Source organism: Martinezella sp. CNPSo 3890 (genome assembly GCF_057784455.1).
On the sequence record NZ_JBXSOR010000016.1, the window covers coordinates 91,473 to 114,276 of the forward strand.

Sequence of the window (22,804 nt, forward strand, 5' to 3'; positions counted from 1 at the left end):
CTGGTTCATCGGATACAAGCCGAGATAGGTGGGGTTCACCTTATTCCGATAGCGTCGGTGCGACTGGTCCTGATAACTCGGACGACGGTCAGGGCAATGGTGTTGGTATGCCAGTTGTCCTGGATCTCTCGGGCAATGGCTTGAACATCAATACGCTTGGAACGTCATCGCAATTCGTGAATGTGAATGGCGACGGTTATCAGCACCGCATGGCTTGGGCAGGCAGCGGTACGGGTGTGCTGGTGTTCGACGCCGATGGTGATGGCCAGATCAGCAACTCGAAGGAGTTCGAGTTCACGCAGTGGGACCCGACAGCCACGGGCGATCTGGAAGCGATCAAGGATGTCTTCGATACCAACGGCAATGGCAAGTTCGATGCTGGCGATGCGCAATGGTCGAAGTTCAAGGTCATGGTCGACGGTCAGCTCGTCTCGCTGGATTCACTCGGAATCACCTCGATCGACCTGACGCCAAAGGGCAGCGGCCAAAGTTTCAGCGACGGCTCGGCCATTACCGGGACAACGACCTATACCAAGTCCGACGGTTCGACCGGCGCGGTGGGCGACGCCGTTCTTGCCAGCGATTCCAACGGATATATTCTTAAATCGACCGTCGTCACCAACGCCGACCAGTCGAAGACGAATACGATTCAGGCCTATAATGCCGATGGCAGCCTGGCGTTCCAGGATCTGGTGACGACGAGTGCCGATGGCAGCAGCGTGTCGACCAAATTCGACGATGATGGCAATGGCACCTATGATCGTTCGCAGACGGACATCACCACTGTCGCTTCCGGCACCCGTACGCGGGTTGTCACGAACTTCAACGCCGATGGCTCGGTCCTCAACAGCACGACGACGGTCACTAGCGCCGATCACAACACGATCACGGCGACAATTGATCAGGACGGCGATGGCAAGGCCGATCAGAGTCAGACCTTCGTCACCAATGCCGACGGCTCCACGTCTACCACGACCAGGGCGCTCAGCGCCTCTGGAGCCGTGCTGAACCAGGTGCAGGTTCTGTCCAGCGCCGATGGTCTGACCAAGACGACGAAGACCGATATCAACGGCGATGGCGCCTATGACGAAGTCGTTTCCGATGCCACGGTTGTTCCTGGCGACGGCTCGCGCACGCGGACGGTCTCGGATACCAGCGCCAACGGAACGCTTTTATCGAGCATCACGACAGTAACCAGCGCCGACCGCCACACGAAGACGGTGACGAGCGATCTTGACGGCAACGGCACGATCGACGAGCGCGATCTGACCCAGACGATGATTGCTTCGAACGGCGACGTGACGACCGTCGTGACCACTACGAATGGCGACAATTCTGCCAGAAGCAAGGTGACCACTGTCACTGCGGCAAATGGCCTGTCGACGACGACTTCGAGTGATGTGACCGGCGACGGCATAGCCGATCTCGTTCATTCCGATGTGACGACGGTCGCATCCGACGGCTCGCGGACGGAGACAGTTCAGGATACCAGCGCCAGCGGCGTGCTGCTGTCGAAGAGCTTCACGGTCACCAGTGCTGACGGCAAGGCCAAGAACATCTCGGCTGACGTCAATGGCGACGGCGCCGCCGATAGTCAGACCGTCATTGCGGTTGCGAGCGACGGAACGATCACCGAGACCGATAGCAACCTCAATCCGAATGGATCGCTTGTCGGCAAGGTGCTGACGACGACCAGCGCCGATGGCCTGTCGAAAACCATCAGCACCGATGCCAATGGCGATGGCGCCTATGACGCCGTGACGACCGACGTCATAACGGCTGGTTCGGGCGGCGCGCAGGTCGAAACCGTGACGAAGAAGAGCGGCAACGGCACATTGATTGGCCAGATGGTGACGACGACGTCCGCCGATAGCCTGGCGCAGACGGTGCAGTCCGATCTCAATGGTGACGGGACCTTCGATAAATCGCTCACCGATGCGATCGTCCTGAATGCCGGGACGCGCACGGAAACGGTCACGGCAAAGAGCGGCAACGGCACATTGTTGAGCCAGACGGTGACGACGGTCAGCGCCGATCGCAAGACGACGTCGGTGACTAAGGATGTCGACGGCGACGGCCATGTCGACACCGCCTCAGCGCAAATTATTGCCGCGGACGGCAGCCAGACGACGACCACGATACAGGGCAGTGCTGACGGTTCGCTCCATCGCAAGACCGTGGTGATCGTCAGCGCCGACAAGCTGACCACGACCACCGCCGATGATCTGAATGGCGATGGCACGGTCGATGTTACTACCGCCGACCAGACCGTCATTAATACAGACGGCAGTCGCACGGAAACGGTGACGGACAAGAGCAATACCGGCGTTCTGCTTGACAAGGCGACGACCACGACCTCGGGCAATGGCCTAACGATTACCGTCCAGAAGGATATCAACGGCGATGGCGTCGTTGACACCAAGTCGGTGAAGGCGACCGTCCTTAACAATGACGGCTCGAAGACGACTACGACATCGGATTATGCCGGCACGGCGCTTACCGATCAGACGAAGGTGACCGTCAGCGCCAATGGGCTGGTGACGACGACCTCCTATGATTATGACGGCAATGCTACCGTCGATCGGACGGAGACTGCCACCAAGACGCTGAATGCTGATGGTTCGACCTCGCTGGTCGATGCCGTCAGTACGGCCGGTGGTACGCTTCTGTCGAAGACGACCAATACCACGACCGCCGACGGCAAGACCCTCACGAGCCAGGTGGACTTTGATGGCGACGGCAAGATCGACCTGAAGACGACAACCGTCATCGATGCGACGGGCCTGACGACCAAGACTATCGAGACCTACAAGACCGGCACGACGACGCTCGCCAGCCGCTCGGTCACATTGACATCCGCCAACGGCCTGTCAGTCAGCACAAAATCCGATCTGGATGGCGATGGTACGTACGAGCAGGCGCTCAGTGATGTCACGACGTTGAACGCCGATGGCTCGTGCACGGAGGCTTTCGCCCGCTCGACCAATACGGCTCCCGTCGAATTGACCAAGGTCACGACATCCGCCAACGGCTTGAGCAAGACGACGGTCGTGTCCGATGATCTGGTCGGCGCGACAACCAGAAATGAGCTCTATCGTCTTTATCATGCACTTTTAGGCCGTGATCCGGACGCCGGCGGCTTCGCCGATTTCGCCAAGGCACTAAGTACCGGCACGACCTCGGTTCAGATCGCTGCTGTCATGATCGGATCCACCGAGTTTGCGCAAAAATACGGCACACTTACCGATATTCAGTTCGCCACCTTACTTTACCAAAACGCTCTTGGTCGCGCACCTGAGCCGGGAGCGGCCGAAGGTTGGGCGAGCGCGATCGCCGCCGGAACCACCCGCGCGCAGCTCGCCCAGCAATGCGCAGATTCGCCCGAAGGACAGGCGCACACCACAGCCGGCGCGCAAGCCTGGGCAATTGCTAATCCCTCGGTTGTTCTCGCCGCGGTCAGGACGACTACCGATGTGATCACGCTCGGCGCGGACGGCTCGACGACGGAGGTTGTCACCAACACAGGTGTGATCTCCAACAAGACGACGACCACGACCAGCGGCGACGGCAAGACTGTTACGGTGACCTATGATATCGACGGTAACGGCGTGGTGGATCAAAAGTCCGTCGCGACCAAGAATGCCGACGGAAGCGTAACGCAGACCCTGTCCGATCTGACGTCGGCGGGTGCTGTGTCGCACTCCAAAACGACCACGATAGGCGCCGGCGGCTTCAATACGCTGGTCAGCTACGACACCGACGGAAACGGCGCCGCAAACAAGACCATAGCGGATGTGACGACGCTGAATGCTGATGGTAGCAAGACGACTGTCGAAAAGACCTATACCGTCAACGGCAATGGCACGCTCGTGCTGAGCGCCGTAACCCAGACCGATACTTCCGCCGATGGGCTGACGGTGACCACGAAGTGGGACCAGACCGGCTCCGGTACCTTTACCAAGGGCCGCGCCGATGCGACGGTCTTGAATGCTGATGGCTCACGCAGCGAGACCGTCAGCTACTTCACCGGGGCGGCGCTGACCAGCCGCTATCTGACCACGACCAGCGCCAATGGCTTGTCGATCACCTCGCAGTCGGATCCGACGGGTGCTGGAACCTATGCCCAGACCTCGACGGACGTCACCGTCATCAATGCCGATGGCACGCGGACGCGCACGGTGTCGAGTACGAAGGCCGATGGCTCGCTGATCTCGAAATTCGTCACCACGACGAATGCTGACGGCCTCGTCGTTTCGACCAATGAGCAGCGCACCGGGCTTGCGACCCAAACGGTCAGCGATACGGTGGAGATCCTGGCCGACGGCGCCAAGCGCGAGACCGTCGCGACCACGGATGCATCCGGCAAGCTCATCGACAAGACCATCACGCTGACCAGCGTCGACAAGCAGACGGTCACGATCGACCGCGATGCCAACGGCGATGGTGTCATCGACCAGCACCAGCAGACGGTGACCGCCGACTCCGGTGTCGTGACGCAGACTGTCACTGATTATAAGTCGGCCGGCGTGAAGGCTGATGGCTCGACCTCGACCACGACGGCCGACGGCTTGCAGTCCACCACAAATTGGGATCTCGACGGAAACGGAACGGTCGATCGTCGCCGTGTGACCGTCAACACCAACAATGCCGATGGCAGCAGGACGACCGTCATCTCCGATACGGATTTGACGACCAACAAGATCGCTTCGAAGACGACCATCCAGCAATCGTCCGACGGCATGGTGCGCACGACTTCTAAGGATGTCGATGGCGATGGCACGGTCGACCAGGTGGAGACGCTCACCGCCGACACCACCGGCACCACCATCTCGATCGTCACGAACAATGCCACCGCGCAGAAGGCGAACTATCTCCTGGCCGGCAAGGTTTACTGGAAGCAGGCGATTGCCGCCAAGGTCGAGACTGACAGCTCTGCCGATGGCCGGACCAAGACGGTGAAGTATGATTACGACGGCAACGGCACTTTCGAGGTCGTCATGCAATCACAGCTCCAGGCCGATGGCTCGACAGTAGCCACGGTGATCGAGACTAACGCAAGCGGCGGCGTGATCGCCAAGGGCACGATCACGACCAGCACGGATGGTCTGATCACGGTCTTAGCCAAGGATACCAACAATGACGGTGTCATCGACCATACTGAAACCTCCGTCATCCACAATGACGGCTCGATCACGCTGACGAAGGTCGATCTCAATGCCAGCAGCGCCGTGACGCAGACCGTCGTCGACACCGTTTCGGCGATGGGCAGCCTGACGCTGCGCGTGACGAGCGATGGCCAAGGCCGGAAGACCTCGCAGCTGGCGATCGCCGGTGACGGAAGTTCGGTGACGACGAACTATAATGCCGCCGGCGGACAAGTGACGAGCGTCATCAATGCCAACAAGGCGGGCATCCCAACGTTCGCCGTTTACTACGATCCGCTGAATGCGAACCCCTGGACCCGTGTCGAGCGGTCCTTCAACGCGTCGGGCAACAGAACGATTGACAAGCAATTCAACGACGACGGTTCGCGGACGGAGATTACTTTCTATACGCCAACCGATGCCCAGCAGCACGTCGATTTCTTTAACGCCGCGGGTGTCCGCACCGCCAGCATCGACTACGACGTGACAAGCTCAAATGATTGGACGAGTTTTCAGCGTTCTTATGACAGCGCCGGGCGCATAACCCAGCAAATCAACAACATGGATAATGGAACGAAAGGCGTTTATAATTACGATCCGGGCAATACGCAATCATGGTCGAGTTACATTCAGATCTACAATTCCGCCGGGCAAATGACCAATCAGACGGTCAACAACGATGACGGTACTCAAACAGAAATTGCCTTCTATGTACCGACTGGCGCGCAGCAGCACATCGATTACTACAATGCGGCGGGGCAGCGTACAGGTAGTGTCGACTTCGACGTGACCAACGTTCAGGGGTGGAGCCGACTTGACCAGAGTTTTAACACAAGCGGTCAACGCACCTCTCAAACAGCCTATTATGACGACGGCACAAAGGGTATCTGGTTCTGGGATCCGACCAATGCCCAATCCTGGTCAGAGATTGACCAATCGTTCAATACCGCCGGCCAGATGACGTTTCAGCGGGTTCAGAACGACGATGGTACACGGGTCGATACAAACTATGATGTAACCAACGTTCAAGGATGGAGCCGGCTTGAGCAGTACTACAATGCCGGCGGTCAACGAGTCTCGCAGATCGCTTACTACGACGATGGTACGAAGGGCATCTGGACGTGGGATCCGACCAACGCACAATCATGGTCTGAAATCGACCAGTCATTTAACACCGCAGGCCAGATGACCAATCAGAATGTCATTTATGACGATGGCAGCAAGGTCCTTTACGCATATGATCCGGGTAACACCCAGAGCTGGTCACAGATCGTCGATTCCTATACGCCACAAGGAAAGATGATCGAGGATAACATCTATAGCGACACGGTTGGAAAGTTTGTCCGGACTGATTACGATGTTAATAATACGGTTCCCTGGACACGATTTGTCCAGAACTTCGTGAACAACGTCATCAATACCGCGACGTCATACAATGACGACGGCAGCTATACGAACTATCAATACGATAGCTCTGGCAAGAACATTGCCTGGCAGCGTTACGCCTATCAGAGTGGTGGCGGTGGCGGAAGCACTGGCTACAAGATGGTCGATTATTGGCCGCAGACGCATTCCGGCCATGGCCCGGTGCTGCTTGATCTGAACGGTGACGGCCATATCGACCTGCGACCTCTCGACACCAATGCGCTGGCGACAGGATCGTCCGTCACCTTCGATTGGAACGGCGACGGAGCAAGAGATGGTACCGCCTGGGTTGGGCCTCAAGACGGCTTCCTGGCGATCGATCTCGGTGAGGACGGCCAAGCTGGCCCGGATGGCCTCATCGACCAGTCGAGGGAGCTTGCCTTCTCCGAATGGGCAACACCCGATCAGGTTGCGGCCAATGGTGGCTCGGTATCCGACCTCGATGGTCTCCGTCTGGCCTTCGATACCAATCACGACAACGTGCTCGATGCCAGCGATGATCGCTGGAGTGAGTTCCGCGTCTGGCGCGATGCCAACCAGAATGGCACCGTTGACGATGGCGAACTGCAGACCATGTCGGAAGCGGGCATCAAGCTGATCAACCTTCTCTCGACGACAGACGGCAGCCAGTCCTTCTCCGACGGGTCGGCGATCACGGGAACGAGTTCGTACCAGACCTCGGACGGGACGGCACACTATCTGGTCGGGGATGCGACGCTCGCCTATCAGCCAGCGATCCCGAAACAGAATGCTGCATAAAGGTCACTAGCGAATTCGAGATGCCAAGCCAACATGGGTTTGGCATCCCGATCGCTAACCTTCCCCCACTCAATATCAGTCCTTGGCTCGCCGCGATCTGTGAGCCAACCGTATCGATACCGAGCAGATGAGATCAGAATGAAAAAATACCTCATGATTCTTGCTGCAATTTCCATGGCTTGTTCTGCATCGGCAAACGACGCCCCTGTGACGACCAAGGGTGGATACGAGTATGATAAGAACGTGCTGAGCAATCCCGAGGCTCTTAACTGGAATATCGAGCACTGCAGCCATTCCGGCATCACGCCGGAGGTTCAGCAGAAGCTTTCCAAGCTGATGAACGTGGCACCGTCCAATGTCCGTTTTGAATATTGCCGCCGTATCCTTACCGCTTATGCCAAGGGCGCCATTCCATACGACGATTATCTTCAGTTCACGCAAGGCCATGTCATGACCGCGAGCATTGCGAGAGCTCTGCACTTTACCGGATCGCGTCCTTCAAAGCCGAAACGGCACCATTCTTCCGGCTTTGACCAAAATGCCGCCCAGTGAGAAGCTTAGGGACTTACTTGCGGCATCGTGCGGCGGAGGTGTTTTCTCGCTCCTCGCGTTGTGCTGTCGATCTATAGGCCGGCCATTCCAAAGTACGCTGCGGAACGAAGGCTCGTCGACGCAGGCGACGACCATAGAGGAAAGATTTCGGCGTTTCGCTGTACAACATAGCGGTAGAGTCAGAACTGGTTTGACCATCTCGGGCCAGAGGCCGGGCTTTTCACCTTGCCGCCTTGTATCACGGAAAAGGATTTCGCGCCCTGCCGCGCTCATCCTTGCATTCGCGGTCTGGCCATCGATTTCGTATGCTGTGCAGAACGGCGGGGTTGGCGACAGTTCTCCAGCTCCGCATCGACAGCGTAACAATGATGCATTCGAAGAAGACATCTCTTGCAAGCGTGTCAATGATGCTTTTGGTGCAACTTGGCGCAGCTCGCGCGTTGCAATCATCACTTTCAATGCCAAGTCGGATGGAACGCTGAAACCACATTACGAGCTTCGGAAAATCGGCGAGTTCGAATACGGCAAATATGCGTTTTCGACAAAATGGCTGAGAATTGGATACGGATCCGCGGGCAATGTCCGGCAGCGCGGACCAGTCTGGAATGCCTGCCACCTTATCGGCAGCGATCACGACGGCGACGAAAGCGAAATTCACTACGGTGCAACCTGGCGTTCCTTTCCTTACGAGGCCGCAGCCGACATCTGGATCACCACAGCTGACGACCGAATCCATAAGGTCCGCAGGCAATTTCAAGACGATCGATGGAAGTTTCCGTTTGCAACGGCTCTCGACGTCTACAGCTATGACCCAGCGCAGATAGAGGTTCCCTATGTCGATGGGCGGTAGGCATCCACGGTGCGCTTTGGTCCTTGAGGGGCGGACATAACGTCATGAACCAAGCCACCCTCGTTGAACCGGAGCCCTCAACCGCATCCTCGCCATCAGCTGACGAGGCGCGACGCCCGGACAGCGGTCTTGCGGCGATCGCGGCGATTGCCGGCTATTTTCGCATCGCCTCCAACCCGGACACCTTGGCCCGCGATCTCGCCTTGTCGAAGCCGGCGGGACGCAGTGACCTGTTGCGTGCGGCCAAGCTTATCGGGCTCAAGGCCAAGCATCTGGAGATCCAGTCGGACGCGCGGCTGGCGACTTTGCCGGCACCTGCGATTGCCTGCCTGACCGACGGTCGCTTTGCTGTCTTTGGTGGAGCAGCCCCCGACAATAGCTGGCGCATCATCGATCCGACGGATTTCTCCAGCCGCAATCTCGGTGCTCATGAGGTGTTGGCCGAGACTTCGGGACATTTCATCCTGCTGCAGCGGCGTCTGGCGGGGCCAGGCGCCTCGCGTGGCAACTTCGGCTTCCGCTGGTTCCTGCCGTCCATCTGGCGCTATCGCCATGCCTTCGCCCATGTGCTGCTCGCCTCGCTGATCGTCCAGATCTTCGCACTCGTCACACCGCTGTTCTTCCAGGTCGTCGTCGACAAGGTTCTCGCTCATCGCAGCTATTCGACCCTGATCGTGCTGGTGATCGGTCTGGCGGCCGTCGGGTTGTTCGACGTCGTGCTGCAATATCTTCGCACCTATGCACTGTCGCATACGACCAACCGCATCGATGTCGAGCTCGGGCGGCGGCTGTTCCGCCATATGCTGAACCTGCCGCTTTCCTATTTCGAGACGCGGGCAACGGGCCAGATGATCGCCCGCGTGCGCGAACTTGAGATGATCCGCAATTTCCTGACGGGGCAGGGGCTGTTCTCCGGCCTCGATCTCATCTTCACCATCGTCTTCATCGTTGTGCTGTTCTCCTATTCGGCAAAGCTCGCCTGGATCGTCGTTGCCTCCATCCCCTTCTATCTGGCGATCGGCTTTCTGGTGCGGCCGTTCCTGAAGGAGAAGATCGACGAGAAGTTCGAGCGCGGCGCCTATAGCCAGCAGCTCCTCGTCGAGACCGTCGTCGGCGTGCAGACCTTGAAGGCGTCGGCCGTCGAGCCGGTTGTAGCGGCGCAATGGGAGGAGCGACTGGCGGGCTACGTGCAGTCGTCGTTCGGCACGACCATGCTGGCCGCCAAGGGCCAGAACGCCATCCAGTATGTGAACAAGATCACCTCGGCGGCATTGCTGCTCTTCGGTGCCCAGGCGGTTATCAATGGCGAGCTGACGGTCGGCGCGCTCGTTGCCTTCAACATGATCGCCGGCCAGGTCTCACAACCGATCCTGCGTCTGTCGCAGCTCTGGCAGGATTTCCAGCAGGTCCAGGTATCGGTCGCCCGTCTTGCCGATATCCTCAACGCACCGCCGGAGCCAAGGCCGGAAGTCTCCGTCAGCCTGCCGAAGCCGAGAGGCGCCATCTCCTTCAAAGGCGTCAACTTCCGCTACACCGCCGACGGGCCGGAGGTGCTGCGGGATATCTCGTTCTCCGTCAGGCCGGGCGAGGTGATCGGCATTGTCGGTCCATCCGGATCGGGCAAATCGACGCTGACGAAGCTGGTGCAGCGCTTCTATATCCCGACCCGCGGTCAGGTCTTCGTCGACGGCCAGGATATCGCTCAGGTCGACCCGGCGTGGCTGCGATCGAACATCGGTGTCGTCCTGCAGGAGAACATGCTGTTCAACCGGACGATCCACGACAATATCTGCCTAGTCAATCCGTCGATGTCGCGGGCAGCCGCCATGCAGATGGCGCGGCTGTCAGGCGCCGACGAGTTTATCGCCAAGCTGCCGAAGGGCTATGATACGTTGATCGAGGAACGCGGCGCCAATCTCTCCGGCGGCCAGAGGCAGCGCCTGGCGATTGCGCGAGCCCTTGCCACCAATCCGCCGATGCTGATCCTTGATGAGGCCACCAGCGCGCTCGACTATGAGAGCGAACGCATCATTCTCGGCAATATGCGAGAGATCGTCAAAGGCAGGACGGTCATCATCATTGCCCATCGCCTGGCAACAGTGCGCCATTGCGACCGCATCATCGGCATGAAGGACGGCCGCATCGTCGAAGAGGGCACGCATGACAGCCTGCTTGCTCGGCCGAATGGGCTCTATGCCCATCTCTGGCAGTTGCAGACGGGGCTCAATCAGCCATGAACCCTGTCATCCGCCCTCCGAAACGACCGGGAAAGCCGCTGCGGCGCGGCAGGACCGAGAACGAGTTCCTGCCGGCCGCACTTGAGATCCTGGAGACACCGGCCTCGCCGATCCGCACCGCCTTCATCTGGTTCATCGCCGTGGTCGTCGCATCTACGCTTCTGTGGAGTTATCTCGGCACCTTCGACATCGTCTCGACGGCACAAGGCAAGATCCAGCCCACCGGCCGCGTCAAGGTCATCCAGTCGATCGAAGTGGGCAAGGTCAAGTCCATTCCGGTCGTCAATGGTTCAAAGGTGAAGGCCGGTGACATTGTCGTTCAGCTCGATGACACCGAGCTCAGGTCCGATGAAGAGGCGATCGCGGTCAATCTGCAGGCCTATCGGGGCGAAATGGTTCGCCGTAAGGCCGTGCTTGCAACAGTTGAACAGTGGCAGGAGAAAGGTATCTGGAAAGGAGAAAAGCCCATCCCGGATGCGCCCCTCGATCTTGCGTCCGATGTCTCGCCGAGCATTCGTGAGCGCGAGCAGTCGATTTTTAGGGCCGATCTCTCCCAGCTTGCGGCTAGCCTCGCCAATATCGTGGCCCAACACGGGCAAGCCCAAGCGACCGTCGCCAGGCTGCAGCAGACAATGGCGGCACAGCAGCGGCTGGTCGATACACTCAACGAACGGGTCGTCATCCGGGCGACACTGGTGGATCAGGATGCCGGTTCCAAGGCAGGGGTGATCGACGCCAAGGAGACGAGCCAGAAAGAGGAAGCGACGCTCGCAGAGGAGACCGGACAGCTCGAGGAAGCGAAGGCGTCCCTTGCCGTGACGACCAGCGATGGCGAAAAGACGCTGCGCACCTTTATTGCCGACAATGTCGAGAAAGCTGGCGAGGCTTCGAGACAGGCCGACGAACTCGAACGGCAGCTCGTCAAGGCGCACGAGCGGCGAGAATCCATGACGATCGCAAGCCCGATCGACGGTACGGTGCAGTCGTCCTCGATCAATACCGTGGGGCAAGTGGTCACGACGGGTGTCGAACTTATGCGCATCGTGCCGGATAATTCGACCTTGGAGGTCGAAGCCTATCTTCCCAATAGCGATATCGGTTTCGTGTCCGTGGGGCAGGCGGCAGTGGTCAAGGTCGAGGCCTTTCCATTCACGCGCTATGGCGTGATCCGTGGTCATGTCACGGCCGTTGCGAGAGACGCGATCCCGGAACCCGATGCCAACCAAGTGGAAGGCGACCCGACGAAGCAATTGCAGGCGACCGTGCCGACGACCAATGTCCAGCGCGTTCAGAACCTCGTCTTTCCCGTCACCGTGGAATTGGACGCCGGCACCATGAGCGTCGACGGCCACATTGTGCCGCTTTCACCGGGCATGGCCGCAACCGCCGAGATCAAGACCGGCAAACGTCGCATTCTCGAATACCTGTTCTCGCCGATTGTGGAGGTAACCTCGCAGGCGATGCAGGAGAGATAGAGAGCTGTTGAGGGGTACACAACGGAAGATGATGGACCAAGATACGATCTTGCTTGACAGTTTCGCTGCGGATGCACAGGCACCGCGGAAAATGGAAGTCGCCTACGACAAGGCTAAGGTCGTTTGGCTATCGTTTATTATTTTCGTCATCACCGCCGCTACTGCCGGTGTCCCGCTCCTCCCCGACAGGCCAGGGCACACACACCTGAGTGCAATCTTCTGCTGGCCATTGGCCGCGTTTTTTGGCCTCGTCGGTGTCATCTTGCTTGCCAAAGCTCTCAGAGGCGTGCCTGGCCTGGTTATATCGCAAGATGGGATTCACATCGAAACCTATTTCGACGGGACGATCCCTTGGCGATCTGTTCGCAATATCCGCAGACATCAACGTAAACGCGTCGATCAGCTCTACGTCGATCTGGATCCAGCACTAGCACGAACTTTGACGAGGCGCGGGCTAGTCCGCTGGCTGCCCAGATTCTTGCAAGGACGAGCCACTCCGGCTGTCATTTCGTTGAAGCTGCTGCGAGCCGATCCGGATTGGATATACGATCGAAGCGTTGAATTTCTTGCAAAGGATCGTGAGCAGCAGGCTTTGGCAGGCGGAGGCCTCGCTGTCGCTTCTGAGGCGGACGATGCGGCAGAACCGGTCTTTAATCTCAAGGGGCCGCCGATCTTTACCTATGCTTTGATCGCCATTCTGGTCGGCATCTATTTAGTAGAGCTTAAATACGGAGTCATTCCGGCAAAGGGCGATACGCCCGATACCCAGACTTTATTGGTGCTTGGCGGCACCTTTCGTCAACGGATCCTGTACTATGGCGAATGGTGGCGGCTGGTGACGGCTTCCCTGCTGCACGGCAATTTCCTTCATCTCGCCTTCAACTGCTTCGCCTTATGGCGGGCCGGGATTTTACTCGAGCGCCTGATCGGCTGGCGCTGGTTTGCGGCTCTGTTTTGCGTAAGTGCAGTGGGTGGCTCGGTGGCTTCGCTTCTGATCAACCCCGACAACATCGTCGGTGTCGGGGCATCCGGCGGCATTATCGGTCTGTTTGTGGCCGTCATGGTGGCGAGTTATCATTTTCCCTCCGGTCCGTTACCAGAGCTTTTGCGGATGGGCGCGATACAGATCCTCGTACCTTCCATCCTGCCGCTCGTCGGCCAGACCGCCGGTGGCATGAACATCGACTATGCAGCCCATCTTGGCGGAGCAGTTGCGGGAGGAATGGTCTCCCTCGGTTTGCTAAAGGCCTGGCCACGCACCCAGCTACATCCGCGCTTCAGTGCGGCTGCTCTCATCGCCGGCATTGGCTTCGCAATCATTGCGGCGGGATCGATCTGGCCTATCAGTCAGCTACGCGCCGGTTATCTTGCGGATCCCTTCCTACAATACTTTCAGGGGCAATATCAACGCGCCGCGGATGACTTCGAAGCAAGGGTTGCACTGAACCCAGATGCTGCACCGTATTACCATCTCTGGCGCTTCCTCGCGCAAACGCGAGGTAACGACAGCCAGGCAGCATCGAACCTCCGAATAGCGGCCGACAAGATGGATCAAAGCAAGTGGCCCTATCCGGTCTACCAGCTCTTCCTTGGAGAATTGACACCGGCCGAGGTCACGGCAAAAGCCACAAACAACGACAGTCTTTGTGAGGCCATATTCTATGTTGGCGAATGGCATCTATTGCGAGGGCAGACAGCCGAGGCCATTCCAAAGTTCAGTGCAGCCCTCTTCTCGTGTCCGAAAACATTCATGGAGTACGAGGGCGCACAGGGTGAATTGGCGCAGCTTAATCGGCATTGAGACACCGCGCTTATTGGTGACGCGCTCTCGTCTCCTCTCAAGCTTCAAAATCAATGCGAACTCAAGTAGCGATTTACCGATATGCTTAAGAGCCAACAATCCAGCATTGGATCTCAGGCCGCGGCCGTCTGTCAGTAGGATTTACCAATTGGTGTGGCAATCGCTTTTAGGGATAAGGGTTATTTCAATGGATGGCGGCCTGTTTTGGAAATTCCCCAACGCGCGCGGCAAACAGATGATCGCGCGCGCTGCTCAAGCGCTTTTTTGCGCTACAGGCCTGTTGCTGATCCTAGGTGATTTGGCCTGTGCCGAGCAATCTCTCGAGCGGGTCGAAAGTCTGCGTTACGAGGTCGCGAAGGACTACTCCTACAAGTTGACGATGGTGATCGACTCCTTTGTGCAAAAGCAGGCACAGGTGAAGGATGCGTCGCAACTGGCGATGACTTATGATCCTCGGAACGTTTCCTTCCGCTTCGTAAGCGGCTGGGTCGAAGACGCCGATGGGGTTCGTCACAAGCCGGCTGCTGACGCCATTTTTACCCGCCCGAGTGCCGCTTCGCGCGATGCACCCGGATTTGTGTCGTCAGTAACCACCACGGTCGTCATGCCTAAGGTTACGATTGGAAGCCACGTCCACTACGAAATTGAAGAGACGGCGCCCAAGATGCCACTGATGGGCTTCAATCCGGTTGCGTGGCTCAATCCGTTCCAAAATGCCAGCGAGCATGTCGTGATTGACGTTCCCGCAGCTCTTCCGCTTGCCGTCGCCAGCCAAGGCGGTTTTGTCGTCTCCGATACGACAACGAATGGAATGCGCCATATCGTTGCGGATGTGCGTTTACAGGGCGTCTCGGCAAGAGATAAGGAACAGCATATGGCCGCGCTTGCGGAGTTCGAGCCGCTGTTTCTCGCCACATCCTTGCAAAATTACGAGGAGCTTGGCTCGCTCTACAATCGCTTGAACAGGGACAAGTCGGTCGTCACCCCAGAAATCGACGCGCTCGCCAAGCGCATCGTCGGCGACCGCAAAGGGATCGATGCGGCGCGTGCGATTTACGGCTGGACAGCTCGAAACATTCGCTATGTCGCGGTCTACATGAGCGATAATGCCGGTTGGGAATCCCATTCCGCGGCAACGGTCTTGAAAAACGGGTACGGTGACTGCAAAGACCATGTAACTTTGATGCAGGCACTGCTTAAGGCAGCAGGTATTCGCTCCGAGGCGGCCCTTGTCGACTGGAGCGACCGCGCCAGACCGCTTCCTCTCTGGTCACCTGACGAAATCAACCACGCGATCGTCTATCTGCCTGACTTCGACATCTTCGCCAATCCGACGAGTCCCTTCACACCGTTCGGCGTGCTTGACCAGGGATTAAGCGGCAAACTCGCCATCATCGCCAGCGCGCACGGCGAAGTGCGTCATACACCCGAAATCACGCCTGAAACCGCGCAATTCGTCACCGAAGGCACGATCCACGTCGCCTCGGACGGAACTGTGACCGGCGAGGCGACGGCGACGATGTCGCCAAGTATCGAGGAGTCTCTTCGATCTGTTCTGCAGGACCCCGATGAAAACAACCGCCGCATGGATCGTAAGCTCCGTGTGACCGCCGAAGGCGGCTTTGGTCGATTAGATACGACCGACGCTTACGATACGGATCGTCCGTTCAGATTGACGATGGATTGGCACAGCCCTTATGGAATCAATCCAGAAGCGGGCGCTTTCGTGTTGCCCTCACCGCCGAATTTCGACTCGATGGATGCGTTGAGAGCATTTCTAAGCAGGGACGCCCAGAGGCATACGCCCCTGGCGCTGCCTATCCGGGATATCAATTGGAACTACCGTTTGGTCCTCCCACCGGAACTCAAGATTGCGACGGCTCCCAAGAATGTCGACGTTCAAAATGACGTCGGCTCTTACATCTCGATGTATGAAAAGGAGGATGACCAACTCATAGTTCACCGTCGACTGGTCCTAAAGCTCAAAGAGGTAGCAGCCGGATCTTACAAGGACCTCGAGCGGCTGATTTACGCTGCACAGAACGATTTTACTGCAATTGTCACAACGAACGATACGCAGGCCAATCCCGATCCCAATCCAAAGGAAGTGAATGTCGATAACGGAAAAAGCCATTCGTGAGATCAACCTACGTCGTTGGACGGTGTTCGCTTTCCTGCTGAGGTTTAAGGTGCGGATGTCACGAGGGAACCGAGAGAACATGGGGCTGGCGGTTCGAATCGGTTTAGGCATCCAAGGCGGGTAGTCCATGACCCGGGTTAAATCATGCTGCAATTCAACAGCTCAGCAAGTTCCGTAAATCCGACTATGCCGGATTGGATGCCTAAGTCATTGATAATGTGGGATGCGACACGAAAACAGGGGTTCGATTCTCATCAAGAGCACTGATTGTACAATGAACTCGACGGAGTTGTTCGCAGCGGAATCCGCCATGAGCAAGAAGCACGGACCGGTTCGCAAGGTATTCTTGCATTAATCATTCTTTCCGACAGCCAAGACTGACACTTCCTTATAGACTCCCCAGCGCATTTATCGTGAAAGCCAGGATACCCATGTTAAACATGAATGCCGCAATGCACTGAAACAAGACGACTTTGCGTATATGCCGCCCCGTTACGGTCACATCTGAAGTCTGAAAGGTCATTCCTAACGTAAAACTGAAGTAAAACATGTCCCAATAGCCCGGCTTGGGCGTATTGGGCACCTGCAGCCCGCCCAAATCCTGTCCTTGAGCTTGCGAGTAAAAGAGGTGGGTGTAATGCATCGCAAAGACCGTATTTGCAAATAGCCAGGACAGCATGAGGGTGAAGACGATCAATGCGATGTCTGTCCAATGTGCAGCGGCATGTCGCGCGATCAGGCTGGCTATCGCAATCAGAACGATAAGACAAAGCAGGACCGTGATTGCCAGGAGGCCTGCCCGGTTCGCGTCGTTGCGCTTCGCAGTCTCCCGGATCTCTTCAGGACTGTCATTGAGTAGTGGAAAAGTGCCAACAATGAAAACGCATGTTGCAGTATCGAATCCGATGAGGAGAGCGATGTTCCAGTCGGCATGCGCCATCGCTGCAATCACATCCGCAAGGATCAGCAGCACAACAAATACCAGGAAGCGTATGGGAGCAATTCTGTTACCAATGGTCATTGTAGCAAGGGCCGATCAAGCTGAGGAAGTTTCCGCGTTCGTGGTGGATTTTCGCAGACGGTATTGGAGCTCAGCAGACCGTCAGCTTTGAGCTCCACGGGGTGGACCGCCGCGGGAAACCGAGACTTTTGCGGGCCGAAGAGGACGGGTTCCGATGACATAGCCAGGTTCAGCCACCATCGTGACAGTGCCATGGGGAACACTTGGATCTTCTGTCTCGAACATTGCTTCGTGAAAATTCGGATCAAATGCCTCGCCGAGCGGATCAAGTTTGGAGACGCCGTGCTTTTCTAGCGAGCGCAGCAGCTCCTTTTCGGTAAGTTCAACGCCTTCTATCAGCGTCCTTACAGGCCCGTCATCGCGACCAATTTCCTCTGGAATGCTGCCGACTGCGCGCGCGAGGTTCTCGGCCACTCTCGTCATGTCGCGGGCGAATTGGGTGACAGCATATTGCCGCGCGTCGTTCACATCACGTTCGGCGCGCCGGCGCACATTTTCCGTCTCCGCCAAAGCGCGAAGCAGGCGATCTTGAAGGCTTTTATTATCCGCCTCCAAGCGTTCCAGTTTTTCGGACAAGGCCATCCCGAGGGGAGGCTCGTCGGTAGCAACAGCCTGCTGGCTGTCATTTCCTTCGACAGGTTCATTCGGCGAGCGCGGGTCCTGCCTGGCTTTTGCCGATTTTTCGTGAGGTTGCCGTTTGTCGTTGCTCATCTCGATATCCTGTCACGATTTGTCACTGGAGGCTGGGAACGAAACATGCGTCTCGAACCTAGGGGTGTAGCACTCATGGTATTGTTCCGAGCTGACAGGCAAAGCCGATGAGCATCATGCCCTGGAAGATTAGGTCGATCGCCAAAAGCAGGCCAAGCAGCCAGATGCTGTTGACCGGCCACCCAAATAGAAAAATCAATCCCGCAAGAGCCGTCATCACGCCGGAAGCGATGATCCATGCCCAGCCTTTTGTCGGCTTCGCGCGAATGCCAATAAGCAGTCGTAGCGCGCCAGCCGACAAGGTGAGCACCGCAAGCAGCAACGTGAGGATCACCGAGGCGAGCGCAGGATTGGCGAAGGCAGTTGCACCGGCTATTGCATAGAATAAGCCGCTGACGAGCCAGAGCAAGAATCCACCCCACGTCCTGACGCTGAACGCATGCAGAACCTGCAATGTCCCTGCCATGGTCATAAGGATGCCGACATAGAAGACGGCTGTAATCGTTGCATAGAATAGGTTGCCCGCAGCAATGGCGCCGAGGGCGATAAAGACGACACCGAGGAAGAGGAACCAGCCCCACTTCATGTGTGCATTGGCGAATGTCTCCCGCCGGGCGGGAATCACGTTGATCGACGTCATCTGCAGCCTCCTTTGCCGCGTGGACGGCAGGGATTTCGAATCCGGCTTCAAGTTTGGCGAGCGGGCGCCGTTGCAAGCTCATGTTGGATAGAGGCAACGAATGTGCCAGATGCAATGACGTGTAAAAACAGCAACTTGGTCTAGCGACAAAAGACGAAGGGGACATATTGTCCAAGCCTGCCGAGACAACATGTCAGATGAGCAAGTGGGAAAAAGCTCTCGGTTGCGAACGAGACGGCTGATCTGGACATCCCAGCCCTATGGCGGCGTCGTTGAAAACAGATAATTGCCGAACCGTTTCCTGCGAGCTCTTTCGAATTGCTCGAGCGTCTGCGGTTTGACAAACAAGGCAACGACCTCGGGATGTGCTAAGCGGACCTTTTCCTCGATCAAGGTTACGCATTCCTCGATCTGCTCGGTGAATAGGGTAGGGTCGAACTCAATACTAAGTGCCACCATCGCCTGATCGGGAGCGAGTTGTGCCGTCAGTGCGCTGTTTGCGTGCACGACGCCATGTTGTTGCTGCGCAATATTGCAAATGGCCTCGACCAGAGCCGGGGTCGCCCGTTCTCCTATGAGTAAGCTTTTGCTCTCGATCGCCAAAAGAATCGCCGTTATCGCGAGAACGATGCCGATCAGAATAGATGCTACTCCGTCTAGTGCCGGTATTTGAAGCTTTTCGGCTGCGGCGATACCGATCATGGCAATTGCAATGCCGATCAGAGCAGCACTGTCTTCGAACAGCACCATGAATGCAGGCGGATCCTTGCTTTGGCGGAACGCTTTCCAAAAGCCCAGGCCGCCGCGCGCCTTTGCGAAGGCCCGCCAGCCGACAACCCAGGACGCGCTCTCGAACATGAAAGAAAGGGCTAGAACGATGTAGCTGATCTCAGCATATTCAATGGGTTGCGGAGCCAGCACGTGCCGTATGCCTTGATAGATCGAAACGCCGGCGCCAAGCGCAAACAGTAACAGTGCGACAATGAAACTCCAGAAGTATAATTCACGACCGAAACCGAAGGGATGAACGAGGTCCGGCTTTCGAATGGCGCGATGATATCCATAAAGAATAAGCCCTTCGTTGCCGCAATCGACGACTGAGTGCACAGCCTCGCTGAACATCGCCGCGCTGCCGGTCGCTACGGCAGCAATGAGCTTCGTTATTGCGACTGCGATGTTGCCGGCCAATGCGGCGTATACGGCTGTTCGGGCGGAATGTCGCTCTTGCATACGCGGATCGGAAATCGCTGCGGACACCGCCGTCTCCTATGAAAAAGTGGACGCCAGCAAATCATATCAACGATCGGATCGCATTAATCCATGTCACGGAATGCGTGGCCGGCCGCAGCTACTCCTTCGATGACACTCGGCGGCAGGAGATCTGCTGCTGCGATGCCGTCAAAAATCCACTCTTTCGGATCGGCAAAGTCTGGAAGACTTGCTCCGGCGCGCACGTAGAGGCCGATGGCCGGCTTCTTTTCGTTGATATAAAGATCGTATTCTTGCACGGGGGATCTCCTCTTCAACCCACCTCAAAACTCATGCAAATTTGCTGCTGGCCCAAATCTTGCCAATGGTAAAGAGTAGCATCGGCCAGCTGGATTGTTGCAACGAGACTGATGCAACGGTCGTGCCAGTTCCAAAAGATCAGCGTCACCAACGGGGTATGACTGCAAGAGCTTTGACCTCCGACATTATGTCGGTTGGGTTTTGGACAAAATGTCCGCGCCGGCGAGCGTGGTCGTAAAGTTGTCCTCGTTTTTCCGGAGTGTTGGATTGGAAACCGGCCTCTTTCCAATAAGCGCTAGTGTGATGAAGGACATTTTGTCCGATCGGCGCGAGACATCCTGTCTGAGAACTTCGACAAATTTCCTATAAGTAATTGATATTTATGAATATCGGAAACTGGCACGACGGTTGCAGCTGGCTTTCGTCAGTACCAGCTCGTTAACTGATGTATGGCGGCGGCTTCCCTTCTCGGCGTCACCGTCGCTCCTTGAGGGATGATGGCATGTGCGAGCTGGCACAGGGGTGATCCCGGGCGCATGGCTGTGCGGGCGGCGAGCATCAAATCCGTCAAAGAAACAGAGGAGTAATACGGTGAGTAAAGTTATCGGAATCGATCTGGGTACGACCAACTCCTGCGTTGCCGTAATGGACGGCAAGAACACGCGAATAATCGAGAACTCCGAAGGTGCGCGAACGACGCCCTCAATCGTTGCTTTTACTAGCGATGGTGAACGCCTGGTTGGCCAGCCTGCGCGCAGACAAGCGGTCACCAACCCCACAAACACAATCTTCGCCGTGAAACGTCTCATCGGCCGTCGTTATGATGACCCAACAGTCGAAAAGGATAAGGGCCTCGTGCCTTATAAGATCGTCAAGGCCGGCAATGGTGACGCCTGGGTCGAAGCAGAAGGCAAGACCTACTCACCGTCTCAGATTTCCGCCTTCATCCTTCAGAAGATGAAGGAAACCGCCGAAGCGAACCTCGGAGAGAAGGTGACACAGGCTGTCATTACAGTTCCCGCTTATTTCAACGACGCCCAACGCCAGGCAACCAAGGATGCGGGCAAGATTGCTGGGCTTGAGGTTCTGCGTATTATCAACGAGCCGACCGCGGCAGCGCTGGCATACGGACTGGAAAAGAAAAAGCAGGCCAAGATCGCCGTCTATGACCTTGGTGGCGGCACTTTCGACATTTCCATCCTCGACATCGGGGATGGTGTTTTTGAGGTGAAGTCGACGAATGGCGACACATTCCTTGGCGGCGAAGATTTCGATATGCGTCTTGTCGAATATCTCTGCTCGGAGTTCAAGAAAGAGCAGGGCATCGATTTGAAGACCGACAAGCTCGCGCTGCAGCGTCTTAAAGAGGCTGCCGAGAAGGCGAAGATCGAGCTTTCGACAACAACCCAGACCGAAATCAATCTTCCTTTCATCACCGCCGATGCCACTGGACCCAAGCATCTGCAAGTCAAAATTACGCGCGCCAAGTTCGAATCCCTGGTCGAGGATCTCGTGCAGCGGACAATCGAACCCTGTCTCAGCGCCTTGAAGGATGCTGGCCTGACTGCAAAGGAAGTGAGCGAGGTGGTGCTGGTCGGCGGCATGACCAGAATGCCGAAAATCCAGGAGGTCGTCGAAAAGATCTTTGGCAAGGAGCCTCACAAGGGCGTCAATCCTGATGAAGTGGTCGCCGTCGGCGCCGCGATCCAGGCGGGTGTGTTGCAGGGCGACGTTAAGGACGTCCTGCTTCTCGACGTCACGCCTCTGTCGCTCGGCCTGGAAACCTTGGGCGGTGTCTTTACGCGCCTCATCGAACGAAACACGACCGTGCCGGCACGCAAAAGCCAGATCTTCTCCACCGCCGAGGACAATCAGAATGCGGTGACGATCCGCGTCTTTCAGGGCGAGCGCGAACTCGCCGCCGACAACAAGCTCCTCGGTCAGTTCGATCTGATGGGAATCCCGCCGGCACCACGCGGCACTCCGCAGATCGAGGTTACCTTCGATATCGATGCCAACGGTATCGTCAACGTCTCAGCCAAGGATAAGGGGACCGGCAAGGAACAGAACATCCAGATCCAGGCTTCGGGCGGTCTTTCCGAGGCCGACATCGAAAGAATGGTCAGGGATGCCGAAACCCATGCCACCGAAGACAAGAAGCGCAGGGAAACCATCGAGGCCAAAAATGCCGGCGACGCCCTTACTCACGAAACGGAGAAAACCTTGGCCGAGCACGGTGCGAAGCTGGCGGATGCCGATCGCCGGACGATTGAAGACGCCGTGTCGAATCTCCGTGAGGCATTGAAAGGCAATGACGGCGACGCGATCAAAGCCAAAGTCGACGCGCTTCAGCAGGCCAGCATGAAACTGGCCGAGGCCATTTATTCGCAACCTCAGCAGTCTGAAACAGCTTCAACGACTACGGGGAATGATGATGTCGTCGATGCTGAATTCACCGAGCTCGACGACGACCAGAAAAAAGCGAATTGAGATTGAAGGGGCGGAGCTCTGGCAATCCGTCCACGATCGCCTCTTGCATG

At 57.2% G+C, this 22,804-nt stretch carries 13 protein-coding genes; 8 read left to right on the forward strand and 5 right to left on the reverse strand.

What is annotated here, in order from left to right; genetic code table 11:
- The first annotated feature begins 107 nt into the window (after positions 1–107).
- The 7 genes from AC13RC_RS27400 (at position 108) to AC13RC_RS27430 (ending at position 16,383) form a co-directional block, all read left to right on the forward strand.
- On the forward strand, positions 108–7,328 hold the full coding sequence (locus AC13RC_RS27400) for a DUF4214 domain-containing protein (RefSeq protein WP_488559121.1): 7,221 nt from the start codon (positions 108–110) through the stop codon (positions 7,326–7,328).
- Between the two features lie 138 nt (positions 7,329–7,466).
- Complete coding sequence (locus tag AC13RC_RS27405) at positions 7,467–7,880, forward strand: hypothetical protein (protein ID WP_488559122.1); 414 nt, start codon at positions 7,467–7,469, stop codon at positions 7,878–7,880.
- A gap of 190 nt (positions 7,881–8,070) precedes the next feature.
- Positions 8,071–8,730: a hypothetical protein gene (locus tag AC13RC_RS27410; RefSeq protein ID WP_488559123.1), complete on the forward strand. Its 660-nt coding sequence runs from the start codon at positions 8,071–8,073 to the stop codon at positions 8,728–8,730.
- Between the two features lie 44 nt (positions 8,731–8,774).
- Positions 8,775–10,967: a type I secretion system permease/ATPase gene (locus AC13RC_RS27415; protein ID WP_488559124.1), complete on the forward strand. Its 2,193-nt coding sequence runs from the start codon at positions 8,775–8,777 to the stop codon at positions 10,965–10,967.
- Positions 10,964–12,442 carry an HlyD family type I secretion periplasmic adaptor subunit gene (locus AC13RC_RS27420; protein ID WP_488559125.1) on the forward strand — a complete coding sequence of 493 codons (1,479 nt, stop codon included), beginning with the start codon at positions 10,964–10,966 and terminating at the stop codon, positions 12,440–12,442. Before AC13RC_RS27415 ends, AC13RC_RS27420 begins: the two co-directional genes overlap by 4 nt.
- Before the next feature lie 49 nt (positions 12,443–12,491).
- Positions 12,492–14,243, forward strand: coding sequence for a rhomboid family intramembrane serine protease (locus AC13RC_RS27425; RefSeq protein WP_488559126.1), 1,752 nt, complete (start codon positions 12,492–12,494; stop codon positions 14,241–14,243).
- A 187-nt stretch (positions 14,244–14,430) separates the two neighbouring features.
- Positions 14,431–16,383, forward strand: coding sequence for a DUF3857 domain-containing protein (locus AC13RC_RS27430; protein WP_488559127.1), 1,953 nt, complete (start codon positions 14,431–14,433; stop codon positions 16,381–16,383).
- A 388-nt stretch (positions 16,384–16,771) separates the two neighbouring features.
- Here the strand turns inward: AC13RC_RS27430 and AC13RC_RS27435 are convergent, their stop codons facing one another.
- The 5 genes from AC13RC_RS27435 to AC13RC_RS27455 form a co-directional block, all read right to left on the reverse strand.
- Positions 16,772–17,404, reverse strand: coding sequence for a DUF1345 domain-containing protein (locus tag AC13RC_RS27435; protein WP_488559128.1), 633 nt, complete (start codon positions 17,402–17,404; stop codon positions 16,772–16,774).
- An 81-nt stretch (positions 17,405–17,485) separates the two neighbouring features.
- A complete protein-coding gene (gene grpE, locus AC13RC_RS27440; protein WP_488559129.1) occupies positions 17,486–18,115 on the reverse strand; it encodes a nucleotide exchange factor GrpE in 630 nt (209 codons plus the stop codon).
- 73 nt (positions 18,116–18,188) lie between these two features.
- Positions 18,189–18,755 (reverse strand): HdeD family acid-resistance protein, encoded by a 567-nt coding sequence (locus tag AC13RC_RS27445; protein ID WP_488559130.1) that lies wholly within the window; start codon positions 18,753–18,755, stop codon positions 18,189–18,191.
- A gap of 258 nt (positions 18,756–19,013) precedes the next feature.
- The gene (locus AC13RC_RS27450; RefSeq protein WP_488559147.1) at positions 19,014–19,985 is read right to left on the reverse strand and encodes a cation diffusion facilitator family transporter; all 972 of its coding nucleotides are present in this window, start codon (positions 19,983–19,985) and stop codon (positions 19,014–19,016) included.
- A gap of 83 nt (positions 19,986–20,068) precedes the next feature.
- The gene (locus AC13RC_RS27455) at positions 20,069–20,263 is read right to left on the reverse strand and encodes a hypothetical protein (RefSeq protein WP_113355773.1); all 195 of its coding nucleotides are present in this window, start codon (positions 20,261–20,263) and stop codon (positions 20,069–20,071) included.
- A gap of 541 nt (positions 20,264–20,804) precedes the next feature.
- On the opposite strand from AC13RC_RS27455, the gene dnaK reads away from it, so the two are divergent.
- Positions 20,805–22,754, forward strand: a complete 1,950-nt coding sequence (gene dnaK / locus AC13RC_RS27460) for a molecular chaperone DnaK (protein WP_488559148.1) — start codon at positions 20,805–20,807, stop codon at positions 22,752–22,754.
- Positions 22,755–22,804 lie beyond the last annotated feature (50 nt).